Origin of the sequence: Amycolatopsis samaneae, from assembly GCF_039541975.1 — a bacterium.
GTDB lineage: Bacteria > Actinomycetota > Actinomycetes > Mycobacteriales > Pseudonocardiaceae > Amycolatopsis > Amycolatopsis samaneae.
On the sequence record NZ_BAABHG010000012.1, the window covers coordinates 238950 to 258383 of the forward strand.

The 19434-nt window shown below is 69.7% G+C and carries 17 protein-coding genes; 9 read left to right on the forward strand and 8 right to left on the reverse strand.

Annotated elements, in window-relative coordinates:
* Positions 1-19: 19 nt before the first annotated feature.
* The gene (locus tag ABD987_RS30055) at positions 20-1021 is read right to left on the reverse strand and encodes a 4-hydroxy-3-methylbut-2-enyl diphosphate reductase (RefSeq protein ID WP_345401366.1); all 1002 of its coding nucleotides are present in this window, start codon (positions 1019-1021) and stop codon (positions 20-22) included.
* 163 nt (positions 1022-1184) lie between these two features.
* On the opposite strand from ABD987_RS30055, the gene ABD987_RS30060 reads away from it, so the two are divergent.
* The 7 genes from ABD987_RS30060 (at position 1185) to ABD987_RS30090 (ending at position 7652) form a co-directional block, all read left to right on the forward strand.
* Positions 1185-1865, forward strand: a complete 681-nt coding sequence (locus ABD987_RS30060) for a lipid droplet-associated protein (protein ID WP_345401369.1) — start codon at positions 1185-1187, stop codon at positions 1863-1865.
* The gene (gene xseA, locus ABD987_RS30065) at positions 1862-3136 is read left to right on the forward strand and encodes an exodeoxyribonuclease VII large subunit (RefSeq protein WP_345401372.1); all 1275 of its coding nucleotides are present in this window, start codon (positions 1862-1864) and stop codon (positions 3134-3136) included. The genes ABD987_RS30060 and xseA overlap by 4 nt, the downstream gene beginning before the upstream one ends.
* Positions 3133-3540, forward strand: coding sequence for a hypothetical protein (locus ABD987_RS30070; protein ID WP_345401375.1), 408 nt, complete (start codon positions 3133-3135; stop codon positions 3538-3540). Before xseA ends, ABD987_RS30070 begins: the two co-directional genes overlap by 4 nt.
* Positions 3537-3770 (forward strand): exodeoxyribonuclease VII small subunit, encoded by a 234-nt coding sequence (locus ABD987_RS30075; RefSeq protein WP_345401378.1) that lies wholly within the window; start codon positions 3537-3539, stop codon positions 3768-3770. Before ABD987_RS30070 ends, ABD987_RS30075 begins: the two co-directional genes overlap by 4 nt.
* Positions 3771-3855: 85 nt before the next feature.
* Positions 3856-4926 (forward strand): class II fructose-bisphosphatase, encoded by a 1071-nt coding sequence (glpX, locus tag ABD987_RS30080; protein WP_345401381.1) that lies wholly within the window; start codon positions 3856-3858, stop codon positions 4924-4926.
* 66 nt (positions 4927-4992) lie between these two features.
* On the forward strand, positions 4993-5790 hold the full coding sequence (locus tag ABD987_RS30085; RefSeq protein WP_345401697.1) for a S1 family peptidase: 798 nt from the start codon (positions 4993-4995) through the stop codon (positions 5788-5790).
* A 20-nt stretch (positions 5791-5810) separates the two neighbouring features.
* Positions 5811-7652 carry a glycoside hydrolase family 5 protein gene (locus ABD987_RS30090; RefSeq protein WP_345401384.1) on the forward strand — a complete coding sequence of 614 codons (1842 nt, stop codon included), beginning with the start codon at positions 5811-5813 and terminating at the stop codon, positions 7650-7652.
* Positions 7653-7786: 134 nt separating this feature from the next.
* Here the strand turns inward: ABD987_RS30090 and ABD987_RS30095 are convergent, their stop codons facing one another.
* Positions 7787-8782, reverse strand: coding sequence for an NAD(P)/FAD-dependent oxidoreductase (locus ABD987_RS30095; RefSeq protein WP_345401387.1), 996 nt, complete (start codon positions 8780-8782; stop codon positions 7787-7789).
* Positions 8783-8896: 114 nt separating this feature from the next.
* On the opposite strand from ABD987_RS30095, the gene ABD987_RS30100 reads away from it, so the two are divergent.
* Complete coding sequence (locus tag ABD987_RS30100; protein WP_345401390.1) at positions 8897-10294, forward strand: class II fumarate hydratase; 1398 nt, start codon at positions 8897-8899, stop codon at positions 10292-10294.
* 62 nt (positions 10295-10356) lie between these two features.
* Here the strand turns inward: ABD987_RS30100 and ABD987_RS30105 are convergent, their stop codons facing one another.
* The 6 genes from ABD987_RS30105 to ABD987_RS30130 form a co-directional block, all read right to left on the reverse strand.
* A complete protein-coding gene (locus ABD987_RS30105) occupies positions 10357-10947 on the reverse strand; it encodes a TetR/AcrR family transcriptional regulator (protein ID WP_345401393.1) in 591 nt (196 codons plus the stop codon).
* Between the two features lie 516 nt (positions 10948-11463).
* The gene (locus ABD987_RS30110) at positions 11464-12690 is read right to left on the reverse strand and encodes a TniQ family protein (RefSeq protein WP_345401396.1); all 1227 of its coding nucleotides are present in this window, start codon (positions 12688-12690) and stop codon (positions 11464-11466) included.
* Entirely contained in the window at positions 12687-13886 is a 1200-nt protein-coding gene (locus ABD987_RS30115) for a TniQ family protein (protein WP_345401400.1), read from the reverse strand. The genes ABD987_RS30110 and ABD987_RS30115 overlap by 4 nt, the downstream gene beginning before the upstream one ends.
* Positions 13883-15085, reverse strand: a complete 1203-nt coding sequence (locus ABD987_RS30120; protein ID WP_345401403.1) for a TniB family NTP-binding protein — start codon at positions 15083-15085, stop codon at positions 13883-13885. Before ABD987_RS30120 ends, ABD987_RS30115 begins: the two co-directional genes overlap by 4 nt.
* A 38-nt stretch (positions 15086-15123) precedes the next feature.
* Positions 15124-17385: a hypothetical protein gene (locus tag ABD987_RS30125; RefSeq protein WP_345401406.1), complete on the reverse strand. Its 2262-nt coding sequence runs from the start codon at positions 17383-17385 to the stop codon at positions 15124-15126.
* 5 nt (positions 17386-17390) lie between these two features.
* Complete coding sequence (locus ABD987_RS30130) at positions 17391-18224, reverse strand: TnsA-like heteromeric transposase endonuclease subunit (RefSeq protein WP_345401410.1); 834 nt, start codon at positions 18222-18224, stop codon at positions 17391-17393.
* Between the two features lie 163 nt (positions 18225-18387).
* Here ABD987_RS30130 and ABD987_RS30135 point away from each other — a divergent pair, with 163 nt between their 5' ends.
* Complete coding sequence (locus tag ABD987_RS30135) at positions 18388-19272, forward strand: hypothetical protein (RefSeq protein ID WP_345401413.1); 885 nt, start codon at positions 18388-18390, stop codon at positions 19270-19272.
* The last annotated feature ends 162 nt before the right edge of the window (positions 19273-19434 follow it).

Consider the following 19434-nt stretch of genomic DNA (forward strand, 5'->3'; position numbering starts at 1 on the left):
GAACTGTTTCCGGAACCCGCTACAGCGCCTTGCGCAGCTCGGGCGGAAGCGCGAAGGCGATCTTCTCGTTGGCGGTGGTGACCTCGTCGACGTCGGCCCAGCCACGTTCGGCGAGCCAGGCCAGCAGGTCCATCACCAGGATGTCGGGCACCGACGCGCCACTGGTGACGCCGACGGTCGTGACGCCTTCGAGCCAGCTTTCGTCGACCTCGCGGGCGAAGTCGACCAGGTGCGCGTCGCGGGCACCGGCCTTGAGCGCGACCTCGACGAGCCGCTTGGAGTTCGAGGAGTTCGTCGAACCGACCACCAGCACGAGATCACATTCGGCGGCCATCGCCTTGACCGCGACCTGACGGTTCGTGGTGGCGTAACAGATGTCGTCGCTCGGCGGGTCGGCCAGGCCGGGGAACCGCTCGCGGAGCTGGTCGACCCGCTCCATCGTCTCGTCGACGCTCAGCGTCGTCTGCGACAGCCACACGACCTTGGACGGATCGCGGATCTCCACCTTGTCGACGTCCTCGGCGGTGTCGACGAGCTGGACCTTCTCCGGCGCCTCACCGGCGGTGCCCTCGACCTCTTCGTGCCCTTCGTGACCGATGAGCAGGATGTCGTAATCGTCCTTCGCGAACCGGTTGACCTCCTTGTGCACCTTGGTCACCAAGGGGCACGTGGCGTCGATGGTGCGCAGGTTCCGCTCCGCGGCCTCCGCGTGCACCGCGGGCGACACGCCGTGCGCGGAGAACACCACGAGCGCGCCCTCGGGCACCTCGGTGGTCTCGTCGACGAAGATCGCGCCGCGCTCCCGCAGCGTCTCCACGACGTGCTTGTTGTGCACGATCTCCTTGCGCACGTACACCGGCGCGCCGTACACCTCGAGTGCCTTCTCGACGGCGATGACCGCGCGGTCGACGCCGGCGCAATAACCACGGGGCTTGGCGAGCAGCACTCGCTTGCCGGTCGCGCCGGAGTCGCTGATCGTCGGGGTGTCCGCCTGCTCGATTCCGGGACTCGCAGAACTCATGCCCTCAGGGTACGGGCTGTCCGGTGGCCCCTTCGAAGTCCCGTTCGAGTGAGCCTCGTCCCTCGTCCGTGCCACGTCCGTCGCACTGTGTCCGCCGTTACATGACGTACCGGACCCACCCGTTCGGTTGGGCAGGATGGCGTAGATGCGGCAGGCTAGACGCATGAAGCCTCTCCCGCTCCCCCTCCGGGTCGCCGCGGGCCTCGCCGTCACCACCGCCGAGCGGGTTCGCGAACTCCCGAAGCAGCTCACCGGGCTCCCGGTCACCGTGGTCAGCCAGGTACTCCAGTTCTCCATGCGCGTCCAGCAGCACGTCACCGAGCTGGCCATCAAGGGTGACGACGCGCTGGCCGGCCTCCGCCCCGTCGAGGACACGCCCAGCTGGGCGACCTTCGACGAGGACATCGAACCGGACCTCCCGCCCGCCCGGCCGACGCTCACCCCGGTCGCGGACGTCCCGGAGCCGCGCGCCGAGGTCAATGGTCACGCGGTGTCATCGGCCGACCTCGAAGCGGAACTCGGCGATCCGTGGGCCGAGGAGGAACGCGCGCTCGCCGCGGACCACCTCGACGGCGAGTTCGACAGCACCGGCGACGCGACCGGCGACGGCCCGGCCGGGCTGGCGAACTACGACCAGCTGACGCTGCCCCAGTTGCGGGCCCGGCTGCGCAGGCTGTCGGTCACGCAGCTCGAAGAGCTGCTCGCCTACGAACGGGCGAACGCCGACCGGCCCTCGTTCGTCGGGATGCTCGCGCGCCGCATCGGCAACGCGCGCAAGGACGAAAACGGCGACGGCGGCCCGGCGGGGAGCGACGGGGAAGGGAACGGCACGGAAGGCCGGTGAGCACGGAATCCTCCGCCGCGTCGGCGGCACCCTCGACGAGTGCGGAACACCCCTGGCCGGTCCGCACGGTGGCCCGCAAGATCGGCGACTGGATCCACCGCCTCGGCGCGGTGTGGGTCGAAGGCCAGGTGACGCAGATTTCGGCGCGCCCCGGCACGTCGACGGCGTTCCTGACCCTGCGCGACCCGTCCGCGGACGTTTCGATGTCGGTGACCTGCCCGATCGGCCTGCTGCGCTCGATCGATCCGCCGCTGCGCGAGGGCGCGAGCGTGGTGCTGCACGCGAAACCGTCGTTCTTCCTCGGCCGCGGCACGTTGAGCCTGCGGGCCAACGAGATCCGCGCGGTGGGCATCGGCGAACTGCTCGCCCGCATCGAGCGGCTGCGTAAGCTGCTGGCCGCCGAAGGACTGTTCTCCCCGGCCCGCAAGCGCCGGATTCCCTTTCTGCCGCAAGGAATCGGGCTCATCACGGGGCGGGCGTCCGCGGCCGAGCGCGACGTGCTGGTCAACGCGCAGGCGCGCTGGCCGCACGTGCTGTTCAAGGTGCTCAACACCGCGGTGCAGGGCCCGCAGGCCGTCCCGCAGATCATCCGCGCACTCTCCACTTTGGACAGGGACCCGGCGATCGACGTGATCGTGATCGCGCGGGGCGGCGGCAGTGTCGAGGACCTCCTCCCGTTCTCCGACGAAGCGCTGTGCCGCGCGGTCTCCGCGGCCGGGACGCCGGTGGTCAGCGCGATCGGGCACGAGCCGGACACCCCGCTGCTCGACCACGTCGCGGATCTGCGGTGCTCGACGCCGACCGACGCGAGCAAGCGGATCGTGCCGGACGTGCGCGAGGAGACCGAGCGGGTGCGGCAGATGCGGGACCGGGGCCGCCGCGCGCTGCACGGCTGGGTAGACACCCAGACGCGGCTGCTGAACCAGGTGCGCAGCCGTCCCTCGCTGGCCGACCCGCTCGGCCCGATCCAGCGCCGCTCCGACGACGTCGAGGTCCACCGCGAACGCGCGCGCCGCGCCGTGCTCGGCCTGCTCGCGAAGGACCAGGCGGAGCTGGCGGGCGCGCGGGCCCGGCTCACCGCGCTCGGCCCGGCCGCGACGCTGGCCCGCGGTTACGCCGTCGTGCAGTTCACCGACGAGGAAGGCAACCTCCAGGTCCTGCGGTCCGTCTCCGACATCGAGGACGGTGCCCGCCTCCGCGTCCGCGTCGCCGACGGAGCGGTGGGTGCCGTCGCCGACAGCACGCCACCCGCGGAAGGAGAACGGTCGTGAACCACCGGTCACCGGCGTTCCTCCCGCTGACCGTGGACGCCGCGGCCCGGCTCGACGCGGTGCCGCTGCTGCGCCAGGCGATCACGACCGACCATGCGGCCAGCGCGTGCTGGGCCGCGTTGCTGGCCGGCTGCGGCGCGGCCGCGCGCCGCGAGCTCGGGCCCCAGCTGCGCAGGCTGTCCGAGGCGACGTCGACCCAGGTCGGCGCGCGGTGGTGGTTCGCCGAGGGTGCCGGGCACCGGCGCCGGGTCGCGGGCGCGCAGCAGCAGATCGAGGAGGCGATCGCGGACGGCGACGGCCAGGAGTTCGCGCTCGCCTTCGTGGGGTACGACCACGCGATGGCCAGCGCGGTAGTGTGCGCGCACACCGCACCGCGCGGCAAGGTGGGAGATCTTCGAGCGTGAGCGAATCTGGCAGCGAAACCGCCGAACTCGGCTACGAACAGGCCCGCGACCGGCTGGTCGAGGTCGTGCGCGAGCTCGAGGCCGGCGGTCTGTCCCTGGAGCAGTCCCTGGCACTGTGGGAAAAGGGCGAGGAACTGGCGAAGCTCTGCGAACGCCATCTCGAGGGCGCGCGCGAGCGGATCGAGGCCGCGCTGGCCTCGGTCGAGGACGCCGCCGACGACTCCCAGTGACGTTCGCCATGCCTGTGGGCAACCGCGGCGGCGCGGCGATCTGAGAGACTGGGCACCCGCCCTGCTCAGAACCCGGGAGGCCCGCATGTCCACCGTCAGCGAGTCCGCCAGCGCCCCGCGCCGTCGCGAAGCGCCCGACCGTAACCTCGCGATGGAGCTGGTCCGCGTCACCGAAGCCGCCGCGATGGCGGCCGGACGCTGGGTGGGCAAGGGCGACAAGATCGGCGGCGACGGCGCCGCGGTCGACGCCATGCGCCAGCTCGTCTCGACCGTCTCGATGCGCGGCGTCGTCGTGATCGGCGAGGGCGAGAAGGACGAAGCGCCGATGCTCTACAACGGCGAAGAGGTCGGCAACGGCGACGGTCCCGCCTGTGACGTCGCGGTCGACCCGATCGACGGCACGACGCTGATGGCCAAGGGCATGCCGAACGCGCTGGCGGTGCTGGCCGTCGCCGAGCGCGGCGCGATGTTCGACCCCTCCGCCGTGTTCTACATGGAGAAGCTCGCCGTCGGCCCCGAGGCCGCGGGCACGATCGACCTGGCCGCCCCGATCGCGGAGAACATCCGCCGGGTCGCGAAGGCGAAGAACAGCAGCAAGAGCGACGTGACCGTGTGCATCCTCGACCGGCCGCGGCACGAGCAGATCATCAAGGAGGTCCGCGAGGCGGGCGCCCGGATCCGGTTCATCTCCGACGGCGACGTCGCGGGCGCGATCGCGGCGGCGCGGCCGTCCACCGGTGTCGACATGTTGATCGGGATCGGCGGCACGCCCGAGGGCATCATCGCGGCGTCCGCGATGAAGTGCCTCGGCGGCGAGCTGCAGGGGCGGCTGTGGCCGAAGGACGACGCCGAGCGGGAGAAGGCGATCGGCGCGGGGCACGACCTCGACCGGGTGCTGACCACCGACGACCTGGTGCGCGGCGACAACGTGTTCTTCTGCGCGACCGGGGTCACCGACGGCGACCTGCTGCGCGGGGTGCACTACCGCGCCGGTGGCGCGACGACGCAGTCGATCGTCATGCGGTCCAAGTCCGGAACGGTCAGAATGATCGATGGCTACCACCGGCTGAACAAGCTGCGGGCGTACGCCTCGGTGGACTTCGACGGTCACCTCGGCGACACGCCCGACGGCGACGTCGTACCCCCGCTGCCGTAAGGAGACCCGGTGACCGAGCTCGAGGCACGTACCCCCGCCACGAGCGCGAAGCCACCGCGCCCGCTCGTGCTGCTGCTGGCGCTCGCGGGCGCGTTGGCACTGGTCACCGGCACCGCGTCGGCGGCCAACGACATCGTCGGCGGCAAGGACGCCGACCAGCCCTACCCGTTCACGGTGTCGCTGCACACCGCCGGCGGGAAGCTGTTCTGCGCGGGCGCGCTCATCGCGCCGACCTGGCTGGTGACCGCCGCGCACTGCGTGGACGGCAAGAAGCCCGAGGTGGTGACCGCGCGGGTCGGCAGCAACGACAGCGGCCAGGGCGGTGAGCCGGCGCAGCCCGCCGAGTTCGTGGTCAATCCGGCGTTCAACCCGGACAAGCCGGAGGTCCCCGGCGGCGACATCGCACTGGTGCGGCTGGTGAACCCGGTCAAGACGGCACCGATCCCGCTCGGCACGGTCACCGCCCCCGGCACGGCGACGCGCCTGCTCGGCTGGGGGCAGACCTGTCCGACACTGGACTGCGGGAAGCCGCCTGCCGTGCTCCAGCAACTGGACACGCACGTGGTCGACGCGAAGGGCTGCGTCGCCCCGTTCGACGCCAAGACGGAGCTGTGCACCGAGAATCCCGGGGGCAAGGCCGGTTCCTGCTACGGCGATTCGGGTGGCCCGGAGATCGCGAAGGACGGCGAGCGGTGGCTGCTGCTCGGCCTGACCAGCCGTCCCGGAAACGGCGACGCGACCTGCGCGACGGGGCCGTCGATCTACACCTCGGCGGTCGCGTACGCGCCGTGGATCGCCGAGAAGACCACGCCCAAGCCGCCGCCTCCCGGCAAGCCCGCTTCACCCTCTGGCGCCGGGGCCTGACCGACTGTTACCGTCCAGACATGAGGGCCATTCGCGTTTTCCTCGGTTTGGCGTTGCTCCTGGGAATCGTCGCCGTCCCCACCACGTCGCGGGCCGCCGCCGCGACCGGGTGGACCGGGCCACTGAGCACCCGGGGCCGGTACATCGTCGACGCGACCGGGGCCCGCTTCAAGCTGAAGGCGGGCAACTGGCACGGCGCGAGCGGGACGTGGAACGGCTCCGGCGACGGGACCGACCCGGCCAACCACCACGCCGGCGAGATGGCGTTCCAGACCCCGCTCGGCCTGGACCGGGCACCGCTGGAAACGATCATCGACGGGTTCGCCGAACTCGGACTGAACACGGTCCGTCTTCAGTTCTCCAACCAGATGATCCACGACGCCGCGCCCGTGCCGGACCTGCGCGCCAACCCGGGCCTGCGCGGCAAAACCCCGCTCCAGGTGTACGACAAGGTCGTCGAACGGCTGACCGCGCGCGGCTTCGCGGTGATCCTCAACAACCACACGACGACGTCCCGCTGGTGCTGCGGTCTGGACGGCAACGAACGCTGGAACACCGCCCAGAGCGAACGGCAGTGGCAGGACGACTGGCTGTTCATGGCCCGCCGGTACGCCACGAACAAGCGCGTCGTCGGCGCGGACCTCTACAACGAGGTCCGCCGGAACGTGCTGGACGACCCGAACTGGGGCTGGGGCAACGGCACCGACTGGCAGCGTGCGAGCCAGCAGGCCGGTGACCGGATCCTCACCGAGGCCAATCCGGACCTGCTGATCATCGTGGAGGGCATCAACTGGACGGGCATCCCGGTGGACGGCCTCCCGCACGGCAGGCCGACGCTGGAACCGGCCCGCACCCTCTCCCCCACGCTCGTCGACTCCGGGAAACTCGTCTATTCGGCGCATTTCTACGGCTACACGGGCCCGAACCACTCCGGCGCCACCGGAACCGGCGAAACGCACGACCCGCGGTACCAGGACCTCAGCCCCCAGGAACTGAAGGACGTCCTGTACCGGCAGGCCTTCTACGTCTCGGCGGAGACCGGCCGGCACTTCACCGCGCCGCTCTGGATCAGCGAGTTCGGGGTGGGTGGCCGGAACAACACGGACCCGAAGTCCCGCGCCTGGTTCGAGACGTTCGTCGACTACCTCGTCCAGACGGACACGGACTTCGCCTACTGGCCGGTGGTCGGCTTCCACACCAACCGTTCGGGCGACGGCTGGGCGCTGCTCGCGTGGGACGCGAACGGCGGGCGGATGGGGATCGACGACGGCGACGACTGGCGCGCGGCCGCGTGGAAACGGCTGATCGGCGCGCCGGGAAAGACGGGCCCCGTGCCGGTGGCCGATCGGTGGTCGATGCTGAACCTCGACCACGGTGATTTCGCGGAGTCGCGGGCCGTGCGTGCGCTGCCCGACTGGAATCCGGGCGCCCGCAAGGGAACCTGCCCGGACGGCCAGCGGGTGATCGGCCTCGGCCACACCGGCGGCCGGGGCCTGTGCACGGGCTCCTGGCCGGCACCTTCCGGCTACACCGTGGTCCGCGACGAGTCCTATGTGGACACGGACTGGGCAGTCGGGTACACGAAGGTGCAGTGCCCGCCCGGCCAGTTCCTCGCCGGGTACAGCCTCACCGGGAACGCGTTCTCCGCCGCACTGTGCGGCAAGGCCACCGGGCTGGGCCGCCACGGCCGGACCGTGTGGTTCGACCGCGGCGACAACCGGCCTTCGGGCGCTCCCGGCGGCGAGTTCGCTTCCGGCGCGTACAAGGGACAATGCGCGTCGAACGAGTACGTCGCCGGCGTCGCCTACACCGGGCGCGTCGGCTCAAGCAAAACCCCCGACGCGCTGCTCTGCCGCTCGTGACGACGCCCGCGCGGGAGCAAGGGACCTTTACTCACGCCAGGGAGGAGCAAGGGACCTTTACTCCCGTTGCTTAGCGCGCTAATGGTTAGCGTGCTGACGGACGCTAGCAAAGGTCCCTTGCTCTCCCGGCGCGGTTATTCGGCGTTGCTGGAGTGGCCGGGGAACAGGTGCGCGTCCGGGTCGAGCGCGACGGCGATGTTGTTGACCGCGGTCGCGGCCTCGCCGAAGCCGGTGGCGATGAGCTTCACCTTCCCCGGGTACGCCGCGACGTCGCCCGCCGCGTAGACACGCTCGCGCGCGGTGGCCATGGTGCTGTCGACGCTGATCGCGCGGTGGTCGATTTCCAGGCCCCAGCTCTCGATCGGGCCGAGGTCGGCGGTGAAGCCGAGCGCGGCGACCACCGTGTCGGCGGGCAGCCGCTCGTCGTCGGCTCCCTTGACCAGGACGTCGACCGCGGTGAGTGCCCCGTCCGGCGATTCGACGAACCGGGCGACCTCCGCGTCGGTGATGATCCGCACGCCCAGCTCCCGCGCCTGACGCACGATCGACTCGGCGGCCCGGAACTTCGCGCGGCGGTGCACCAGGGTCACGCTCGCCGCGATCGGGTGCAGGGCGAGCACCCAGTCGAACGCCGAGTCGCCACCGCCAACGACCACGACGTGCTTCCCGGCGTGGACGGCCAGTTCCGGCACGAAGTGGACCATGCCGCGGCCGAGCCAGCCGTCCCCGGCGGGCAGCGGGCGCGGGGTGAACTCGCCGATGCCCGCGGTGACCAGCACCGCGCCCGCGCGCAGGGTGGCGCCGCCGTCGAGGGTCAGGACCAGCCCGCCGCCGTCGGCGTCTTCGAGCTTTTCTGCCTTGCGCCCGAGCAGGTAGTCCGGTTTCCACGGCGCGGCCTGGTCGACGAGCCCCTGGACGAGGTCGCGTCCCCGCACGGCGGCGAACCCGCCGACGTCGTAGATCATCTTTTCGGGGTACATGGCGGTGACCTGTCCCCCCGGTTCCGGCAGGGAGTCCACGACGGCCATGGAAAGGCCGCGAAATCCCGCGTAGTACGCGGCGAACAGGCCGGTCGGGCCCGCGCCGATGATCACGAGATCGTAAGAGGGTTCCCCAGAGGTCAATGTCATGGCTCGCTCCAGCCAGTGGTGGATGGCAGTGATCGAGAACACATCCGACCCTACTCCCGGGCGGGTGCCCAAGGACACGAGGCGGGGCCGCGGAGGCTGCGCGAGACTGGGGTCATGGCTGAACAGGAATACCGGATCGAACACGACACGATGGGCGAAGTCCGTGTCCCGGCCGACGCGCTCTACCGCGCCCAGACCCAGCGCGCCGTTGAGAACTTCCCGATCTCCGGCCGTGGCCTGGAACGCGCCCAGATCCGCGCGCTCGGCCTGCTGAAAGCGGCGGCGGCTCGGGTGAACGCCCAGCTCGGCGTGCTCGACGCCGACGTCGCCGAAGCGATCGCGAAGGCCGCCGACGAAGTCGCCGGGGGCGCCCACGACGCCCACTTCCCGATCGACGTGTTCCAGACCGGTTCCGGCACCTCGTCGAACATGAACGCCAACGAGGTCATCGCGACACTCGCGAGCCGCGCGCTCGGCCGTGACGTGCACCCGAACGACCACGTCAACGCGTCGCAGTCGTCGAACGACACGTTCCCGACCACGATCCACGTCGCCGCGACCGAGGCCGTGCTGACCGACGTGATCCCGGCGCTGGAACACCTCGCGGGCGCGATCGAGGGACGCGCCGCGGAATGGGCGGACGTCGTCAAGTCCGGGCGCACCCACCTGATGGACGCGGTGCCGATCACGCTCGGCCAGGAAGCGGGCGCGTGGGCGGCGCAGGTGCGGTTCGGTATCGAGCGGCTGCGTTCCGGGCTGCCGCGGCTGGGTGAACTCCCGATCGGCGGAACCGCCGTGGGGTCCGGGCTGAACGCGCCCGACGGGTTCGGCCCGGCGGTCGCGGACCGGCTCGCCCAGGAGACGGGCCTGCCGCTCACCGAGGCCCGCGACCACTTCGAGGCGCAGGCGACCCAGGACAGCGTCGTCGAAACCTCAGGGCACCTGCGCACCGTCGCGGTGTCGCTGAACAAGATCGCGAACGATCTGCGGTGGCTGGGTTCCGGGCCGCGCACCGGGCTGGCCGAGCTGGCGCTGCCGGATCTCCAGCCGGGTTCGTCGATCATGCCGGGCAAGGTGAACCCGGTGATCCCGGAGGCGACGCTGCAGGTGGTCGCGCAGGTGATCGGGAACGACGCGGCGGTGGCGTTCGCGGGCGCGGCGGGGAACTTCCAGCTCAACGTGAACCTGCCGGTGATCGCCAGGAACGTGCTGGAATCCGCGCGGCTGCTCGCCGCGGTTTCGCGGCTGCTGGCGGACAAGGTCTTCGCCGGGGTGACGGCCAACGTCGACCGTGCGCGTCAGTACGCCGAAGGTTCGCCCTCGATCGTGACGCCGCTGAACAAGTACATCGGCTACGAGGAAGCCGCCGCGGTCGCGAAGCAGGCGTTGAAGGAGCTGAAGACGATCCGCGAGGTCGTGCTGGAGCGCGGCTACGTCGCGAACGGAAAGCTCACGGAGGCACAGCTCGACGAAGCGCTCGACGTCCTCCGGATGGCGCGCGGCGGCAAGTAGCCCCGGGCCGGAACCGTAGCAAGGGACCTTTGCTCACACCGGACGTGAGCAAAGGTCCCTTGCTACTTTCCGAGAACGACCACGGCGGCGTGCAACGACGTCGCGAGCGAAGCGGCGAAGCCGCCCGGCGGTACGGGCTCGCTCAGCAGGTGAAGCCAGGCGAAGACCGACCCGAGCAGCATCGCGTGCACGGCGATCAGGTCGGGTTGCCGCGCGAGTTCACCACGCGCGATGGCCCTGTCGAGCATCTCGACCAGATATTCCCGCTCCCGCGCCAGAAACAGCTCACCGAACCGAGCCACCAGCGCGGGGTCGGCCTGCGCGTCGGCGAGCAGCCCCGGCAGGGCACTGCGCACCCTCGGTCCGTCCAAAGCGGACTGGATGGCCGCCAGTACCTCGGCCACGTCGCCCCGCAACGTCCCGGTGTCCGCCGGTGCCGGCAACGCGTCGTCGTGCACGACCGCCGCGAAGACCAGCTCCGCCTTGGACTTCCAGCGCCGGTAGAGCGCCGCCTTGCCGACACCGGCCCTGGCGGCGATCGCGTCGACCGTGCAGCGTTGATAGCCGACCTCCCCCAGCAGGTCGTGCACCGCCGACCGCACCGCGTCGTCGATTCCCCGTTCCCGTGGCCGTCCACGGCGGTTGTCCGTCATACGTCACAGTTTACGAGACCGATAGTTCCGTATATCGTCGGGGCATGACCTGGACACGAATCTCGACCCACACTGTGACTGACCACGCTATCTGTCACCTGACCGCGCTAACTGTCACCGGCCACTGTGAACGGGTCTGGAAGTCCGATTGCCATCGCGAGCTCGCGTGCAGTGTTCCGTAGTTCGGTTCGCGCGTCGACGTCGTTCAGGAGCGAGGCGGGGTTCGTTCGGAGTTTGTGTGTCAGTGTGGCCAGCAGATCACTCCAGTCCTTGGTGGTCTTCGGGGTTGATGCTGTGCCTGGACGCTCTCGTGGTGAGGCGCGGACGATGACCTGGGTTTGCACTTCAGGCACTGGGTCTCCGCGTCCCAGGATGGTGGCGGCGTTGCGGACTTCGTAGGCGCGTTGTTGTCGATACGTCCGCGAGCAGTACTTCGGACGTCGACCGTTTCCGTGGTAGCTAACGGTCTTTCCGCATGCTGCGCACTCGATACGCAGCATGCGCCCCTCCGTCCTGTCACTCTCGCGCACTGTGGCCCGTTCCGAGGGACGAGATAGCCGACGGCGTCGCGGAGCGGCGTGTAGGCAAGTTGCGGATCTCGGCGATGGCATCGACCAGACGCGGGCTGCAGAGGAACCGAGCGTGTCCGGTGACCACGTCGAGCTTGTCCTCGGCGACCGCGGCTATGGGACGGAATCGGGCGACGAGTTGCTCGGTGGAGTCGTGCTGGAGCAGTTCGTCGGCCGCGCTGAGCAGCAGCGCGCAGGGCAGCGTTTCGAGTGGCGGTGTGCAGTGGAGCCGGTGCAGTTTGCTCATGGCTCTTCGCGGGGCTGGGTTGGTCCTGCCCGGGTAGTTCGACTGCAGTCGGCCGTCTGCAGGGCCCAGGACGTCGTCGACGATGGCGATCTCCTCGGTGTTGCGGAGAAGCTGCCCGCTGACTGGCCAGGTTGCTCGGATCAGGTAGGTCGTCATGGCGAGGTCGAGAAAGTAGATCGAGGGCTCGCGCTGCGTTTCGCCCGGACTGGTCGGGATGCCGGGCGGTTTGCCGTTGAGCAGCGCTACGAGCTTGTCCTGGAGCCGTCGCAGGTGGGGAGCCAGCGGACTCGACGAACGCCGCGGATCGGTGAGCCAGGCTCCGCATGGCCGGGCGGTGCGATGAGAGGTGGCGCGGCATTGCGCGGGGTGCAGTTCGGCGGAGCTCCACCGTTGCAGGTAGGCCTGGCTGCGATGATGCGCGGGCGTTGCGCAGCGTGGGCAGGCGTGTTCTAGCAACCGCTTGTGCGTGGTGCAGGCGAATACGATCGGCAGTCGCCAGCTCCGGCGCCAGGCTCCGCCGTGGTCACGTTGAATCGCGGTGTCGTTCCCAGTCAGACACTGCGGGCAATATCGGGTCGACCGCGTGAACACCCAGGACCCGAATTGGGTGTGGGCCCGGTATTTCGTCCAGGTCGCCCAGACCGCAGGCGGGTAGCGGACCATCAGCGGTTCGAGAAACAGCTGACGTGCCTCGTGCGCGGTGAGGCGAGTGGCGGTGGTGAACGCGGCCATCGACGCGTGGTCGATGGTGGTGAGCATCTTGGCGAGCGCCATGCGATCCCTGCTGTGGCCGCTGATGAGCCCGGTGATGTCGGCAACGCGGTCCGGGGCGAGGCCGAGCCGGTGCCCGAGACGCAGCACGTAGCCGATGATCGACTCGTCGGGCAGTGGGTCGAGGCTGCGGGGCAGTGGCCGCAGGGTTGTCATCGTCCGCCCGCAGAGCCGAAATGCTGTTCGCGGACGTCGGTTTGCAGGGCGGACGTGACGGCTTGCCGCATGCCTTCCGAGCAGTCGGGCCGGTCGGTCCGGAAGATCCAGCTCCAAGCCGCGTTTCCGGGGCGGCGATCGTCGTGAGCGAATAGGCGCCGCAGCTCGGTGCTGAGTTCACGCGGTGAGCCGAGCCCGAGCAGGGAGTCCGCGGTGGCCAGCAGGGCAGCGCAGACTGATGCCTCCAGCGGCGGGGTCTCGCGCGCGATCTGGTCGCGCGAGCCGTTCATTGCATGGCGGTGCTCGGTCGGGTCAGACAGGTGCGCGTCGAGGTCGGCAGCGAGGTCGGCGGTGGGGACGAGGTCGCGGCCGTGCGGCCAGGACACCCGGATCAGGTAGGTCAGCAGCTGCAAGTCGGTGAAGTAGTGCCGGACGGCGACCTCCTGCCCGAGCTCTCTGATCTGGCTCGGCCGTTCGTAGTTGAGCGCGCTTAGGAGGCGCCGCTGCAGTTTCAGCATCGCGGCCGATACCGGGATGGTCGGCGCGATGTCGGCGGCCAGGCGGGCGGCGCAGGCCGTCCGCTGCGCCGCGCCGTCACGGCGGAGAATGATCCGGCATTGCGTGGGGTGTAGGGCGGTCGTTCGCCATCGAGGTTGTCCCGGTGGTGAGTACTGCAAGGCAGGTTGCTGGCAGGCCGGGCAAAGGTGGTCCAGATAGCGACGATGCCGGGTGCAGGCGAACACCACAGGCAACCGCCAGGTGCGTCGCCACGGGCCACCCAGCTCACTTCCGACGCGCCCGGGCCCTGCGGCAAGGCACTGCGGGCAGTAGCGCGTGGAGCGGGTGAACAGCCACCGGTCGAACAAGGTCGCCGGGTTGCCCCAGCGGTTGGGGCCGCCCCGGGGGTGCGCCGCCGGGTAGCGATCGGCGAACGCGCTGAGGAACAGCGCATCTGTCTCCCCGGGGCTCAGCCGGGTCGCGTGGGCAAAGGCAGCGCGGGCGTCGGGTGCGGCGTGGACCGCCAGGCTCAGCCCAGGGATACTCGCAGTCCGCTGACGTGCGTTAAGGCCAGTGATCTCGACCAGCCGTGCCGGGCTGAGGTTCAGCCGATGTGCCAGCCTCAGGACGTAGCCGATGATCGACTCGTCGGGCAGCGGGTCGAGGCTGCGTGGCAGTGGCCGCGGCAGCGTGGTCACTGCCCGGCCGCCGGCGAAGTGCCGTGGTCGTCGAAGACGGTGTTGTGTGGCCGGGACGCTCGCTTCGCTGTCCGGGGCGGTGCGGGTTCGGGAACGTCGGGAATTTCCCCGGCTTCGGGATCGCGGCGCGGGTCGTTACCGAGGTTGATCAGGATGCCGTCGAGCAGGTCCGTGGTCAGGGTCTCGACACCGGTCTCGATCGCTTCAGCGCAGCCTTCCTCGATGAGACGTTCAAGCAGGCCGACGACGCCGCGGGTGCGGCGGAACAGGTATTCGGGCATCGTGCCGCCGGTGAGCATGTCCGGCGCGGCACGGAAGAGCCGCAGTCCGTCCTGCAACCCGGCCAGGTGCTCGGTCCAGGCGACGATGCCCTTCGCGGTGTCGTAGCGGAACGGCTCGAGGTGGACCAGGTCGAAGCGCCGCTCGGTCTGGGTCGCAGGGTCATCGCCCTCGGCGGTCGATGGCGGGAAGACCCATTGGCCGGTGCGTGGGTCGTGGCGTCCTTCGCGCAGCAGCCCGGATCCGGGGATGTCGACGCCGATGAGCACGAGCGTGGTGTGCATGCTCATGAAGGCGCGCAGCAGGTCGAGGGTGTCCTGGTCGTCGGCGCGGTGCATCTTCAGGCGGGTGATGTCGTCCAGTAGCAGGACCCGGTTTCCGTGGTCCCGCAACGAGGTGCGGACCGCGCGGGTCAACTGTGGCAGGTTCATTCCTTTGTAGTCGGCGCCGAAGAAGTCGAGGATCGCCTGGCAGGTGCTCTTCGGCTTGGCGGTGACCGGGGTCTGGACGTAGGCGACCGGGACGTGCAGGTCCCGGGTGCCGGGCAGCGCGGCCGGGTTGATCTGGGCGTGCATGTCCAGCCAGGTGTCCTCGAACGCCGCGGCGAATTCGCAGGCGGTCTCGGTCTTGCCCTGATAGCCGCCGCCGGTGATCATCAAACCGGGCCGGGTGGTGGGCTTCCGCTTGACCGAGTTGGTCTGCAACCGTGAGCGCATCAGTTTCCCGACCGCGCGGGTCATCGGGGTTTCCTGCATGGGCAGGTTCGCGTGGGTGGCGATCCGGTGCAGGTCGTGGATCTGCCGTCGCCGCGGGCTCAGCTTGCGGTAGGCGGCCAGGGTGAGCCGGGGTGCCGGGACGAACGCGTGGCGGGTCAGCCGCCACTGCTGCCAGCCCTCGATGGTCTCTCGGTCTGGGATCACCCCGGGCAGGATGAAGGCGGTGGAATCGGGCTGTGCGCTCACTCGGTGCCTCCCGCATCGGTGTCGTCGTCGGTGAGCAGGAACAGGTTGCCGCGGCGGAATGCGTCGCCGAGTCGCGCAGGCCGGGACAGGGGCGTGTTCGCGAGTGCGGTCTCGCGGCGACGGTGCCGCTCGGTGTCCACGGCGGACTCGACGGTCCGCGCGTGCCCAGGCCAACTCCGCTCCGGCGGCGAGCTCGGCCGGGCCGCAGTGCCGCGTCGGCGGGCGGGTTTTGGTGTCCCGGCGGCACGCAGCGGCCGAGCGCTGGTCTGATCAGCGTCGGCGGCCGCGCCCTGGGTGGTGTCGCGGGACAGCTCGGCGCGGCGGCTTTTGGTGATGCTCGGCCAGGATTCGACCGGGGTGTGCGCGCCGAGCAACTCCAGCAACAGTGGAAGCAACTCGGCGTCGGTGCGGGGCTTGAGCCCGGCCGAGCGGGCGGCGGCCAGCAGTTCCCGGGCGCGGCTGTCGCTGAACGCGGGGATCTCGTCCTCGGGCGGGAGTCCGGTCCAGCGCAGGCGGTGCCAGGCATGGGTGCTCGGGTCCTGGAAGAACACCGTGCGGACGTCGCGCGGGTCGCGGCGGATCACCCACTTCCCCTTGTGCCGTCCACCGCGCGTCGATGGCCCGGAGCGGTAGGGGGCGAGAGCCGGGCCGTTGTACCAGAGTCCGCGGATCTTCACCCCGCGCTCGCGGTGGATGCCGACGTGGTGAGCGGGCAGAAGTTGGTAGTAGAGCTGGGGATCCGGGATCTCCATGGCGAACCCGCCCTGGTTCATCGCCGCGGCGAACAGCGTGTTCGGCGAATGCTCACCGCCGGGATCCCAAGCCGGGGCGTGCTCGCCGAGGCGGCGGCTCTGCCAGATCGCCACGGTCCAGGTCGCGATGAGGTGTTCCATCGCGTCGATCGTGAGGATTGCGTCGGCCTCGGGGTCGGCGCCGCGGTCGGCGACGTCGACCCCGGTGTAGCCGGGCAACTGCTCGAACAACAGCGACCGGATCGCGCCGAAGGCGCGCTCGACGGCCTGTTTGTCGGTCGGGCGGAGTACCCGGGCGGGCAGGATGTTCGCGCCGAGCACCCGCTGGACCTCGACCAGATGATGGTTCCGGTAAACGGATCCGTGGTCGGTGGTCACGGTTTCCGGGGCGAAGAACGGCAGCCCGGCGACCTGGTGCCCAGCGAACTCGGCCACCATGCTCGCCGGGATCCCCGGATACGGCCACTCGAGCTCGTCGCCCCAGTCCGGGCGCATCGGCAGCGGCATGGTGATGTCCCGCAGCAGCATCGCGACGTCGACCGCGCTGTCGGAGACCTGGGTGAGCCGGAACGCGACCAGCGAATGCGTGTAGACGTCCAGCGCCAACGTCAGGTGCACCGACACTGGATCGCCGAACACGGTCTCGCGGACCTTCACCGGCAAGATGGTGGTGTCCAGCGCGACCACCTGACCGGGCCGATGAATCACCACGTGCTGGCCACTGGTCGGTTTCGCGCCCGAGCGGACGTAGCGCTGGCGGCCGCCGCCGGGACCGAACCAGTCGCGCCAGACCCGGCGCAGCGTCTGGTAGCTGGGGATCTGCTCGATCGCGTCCGGGCCATGGCGTTCGCGAACGTACTGGTGGATCAGCCGTTGCCGGGCGGTCATGCTGATCCGCGAGCGGTGCAGTGTCTCGGCGTGGACGGCGAAGATGGCCTCGCGGACGAGTTCGGTGACGCTCGGGCGGCCGCCGCTGGGGCGCAGCCACCGGTCGTCGGCGCAGCCGAGCGCACCGATCGCGCGATGCCGGGTCGCCCACCGGATCAGCGTGCGGTAGCCGACGTTCTCCAACCCGAGCATCCGCGCGTGCTCACGATCCAGCGCGGCAAGCTCAGCCACCTTCGCGTACCGCCGCTGCGTCAACGACGTCACCGCCGGATCGAACTCCGGACGGGGCTCGCCCGGGCCCGACCGGAGTGGGTCGCCGCCGCGGAAGCCAGTCTCGACTTCGAGAAGGTGCGCCAGGCGCAGACCGAGCACTTCCCGCTGTCGTTCGGTCAGGTCCGACTCGGTCGGTTCCTGGCGGCCGCGCCCGGCCGCGCTCACGCTGCTGCTCTTCGAGGACTGGCGGCAATCCGGGTGGTGCATCAGAAACCGGGCGTTCACCGGCATCCGCTCGCCGGACGCGCCGAGCAGCACGACCCGGCCGATGTGGGGTTCGAGACGCTCGACGGTCCACTCCCTGCCGTCCAGCAGCAGCACCGTGCCCGGCTCCAGGTCCAGCACCCGCCTCACCCCTGTCCGGTCGATGTGGCCGCGGTAATCAGCGTGTGGTCGCCTAGGGACGCGGTCAGGTCCATGCCGACCCGGCGATGCCAGAGCAGATGCAGCAGGTAGGCGCGCGCGATCGGCGGGGCGATCGTCGTCGCGGCGAGTTCACCGAACGGCCGCAGTCCCTCGGCCAAGCCCGTCAACAGCGACTCCGTGATGCCAAGCCGGTCGGTCAACGGCCGCCGCTGCGCGGAGAACTGGTCCACCGTCGCCTCGACGCGTGCCCTCCACCCGGTCACCACGAGATATCCCCAGCCCAGCAGCAACGCCACCTCCCCAGTCGCGGCGAACGCGACCTCGTCACGCGGCTCGATCCGACCCTGAGGCCGGACATCGATCAGCCACCGGCCCCCGCTCGTATCGGCGAAGAAATCCGGGATGTGCTCCCGCGGGCCGTCTTGAGCTTGGAACCGCAGCCGCACCGGCTGCGACAGCACCTCGGTCACCCCGCCGGCGAAGTCCAGCATCTGCAGCAGCACCGCCTCGGCCCGCGACTCGCACCCGTGGTGGCGGCCGGTGCTGACCAGCAGCTGCAACCCAGGCCGGTGCCGTTGTGCACGATGCCACCCGAACCGGCGTACCGGCTTCCTGCCCGCGACCGGCACCGACTCCAGATCCCGGACCGGCACCACCACCTCGCCGCTGCCGACCTGCGCGGCTGCCGACCAGCGGCGTGGCCAGTCCGCGGTCAGCCGCAGCTGCTCGCGGGCCTCGGCGAAGTCGGTCTCAGTGATCGCCAGATCCGTCCACACGCAGTTGTGGGACCACAGCGAAGACCACGCGTCCTCGTCCACCGCGCTATCGAACTCTGCTTCCGCGACAACGCCTGGGGCGACTCGCTCCAACCGGACAGTAACGCCCGAACGGCCTATCCATCCGCTCACCGATCATCAAGTGGAACGAAGACATACCCCTGCTTGAACCAGGAAGATGGTCGTGATCCGAAGGAGGGGCTGGATGGGATCGGACAAGCTCGCGCTCGGGATTTCCGCACTCAGCGCGGTGTTCGCGTTCGCAAGCCTGTGCGTCTCCGCTTTGAGCTACCGTCGAGGTAGGCCGCGCGTCAGCGTCAAAGACGCAGGTGCGGTCACCAAGGTCTTCAGTCAGTTCAGCGCTCCTGAAAGACGGGGCCAAGATGCGCTCATCATCTACGCACGGCTGGTCAACCGTGGCCAGGCACCCGTTCAAATGGCTGTTCAGCCGCTGGTAGCAGAGTTTGCACGATCACGGTTTGCACGATCTTGGAAACGGCGTTGGCCTTACCGGCGTGGCTGGCCTCCTACGGACAGAACCGGAATATTTGCCCCGCTGGAGGCACAAACCGCTGGGCGCGAGATCGGAGGATTCGAGGGTGTGGAGGTCTCCGCTTCCCTCCCCGATGAGCTTCTCAACAGAGCTGAAGATGGCTGGTTGGAGCGTACTCGTCTGCGAATCACCCTTAGCTCCGGCGATGTGATCGTCAGCAGGTGGTTCGACACCCCGTCGCAGTTTGATCACCTAATCGAGCACCGACGCGCCGAACTTCGCCGAGATGCAGATGCAGCAATGCGTGATCTTGCCAGAGTGATCGAGCAATCCCCTGGCGCACTGGCCAGAAGTGTCATTCGCAAGACAGGTATGCGCTCCGACGTCTTCCACGATCACGTGACGCTCCGAGAAGTCAATGAGAGGTTTCGACGTCAGCCCACCTGGCCCGCAATCGCCAAGATCGTCAAAGCTCTCGACGAGTCTGGTGGTGTACAACGCCTCGAGCTTTGGAAAAAGAGGTGGGCAGAGACTCTGGCCGTGGCGACCACAGACGACGAGTTGCGCACCGAGCGCCGGGCGAAGCGCCTGCGGTGACTCGAAGCCCTCCGGTGTACCTACCTTGTGACAACCAGGGTGGTCAAACGGTGACAACTGCGGTGTCAATACCTTGTTCTGGTGCAAGCTGAGTACCCAGTCCTGGTGACAGATATCGTGGTCCGTCACACACACCCTCCCGGTGGACACCGGCGCGCTCTG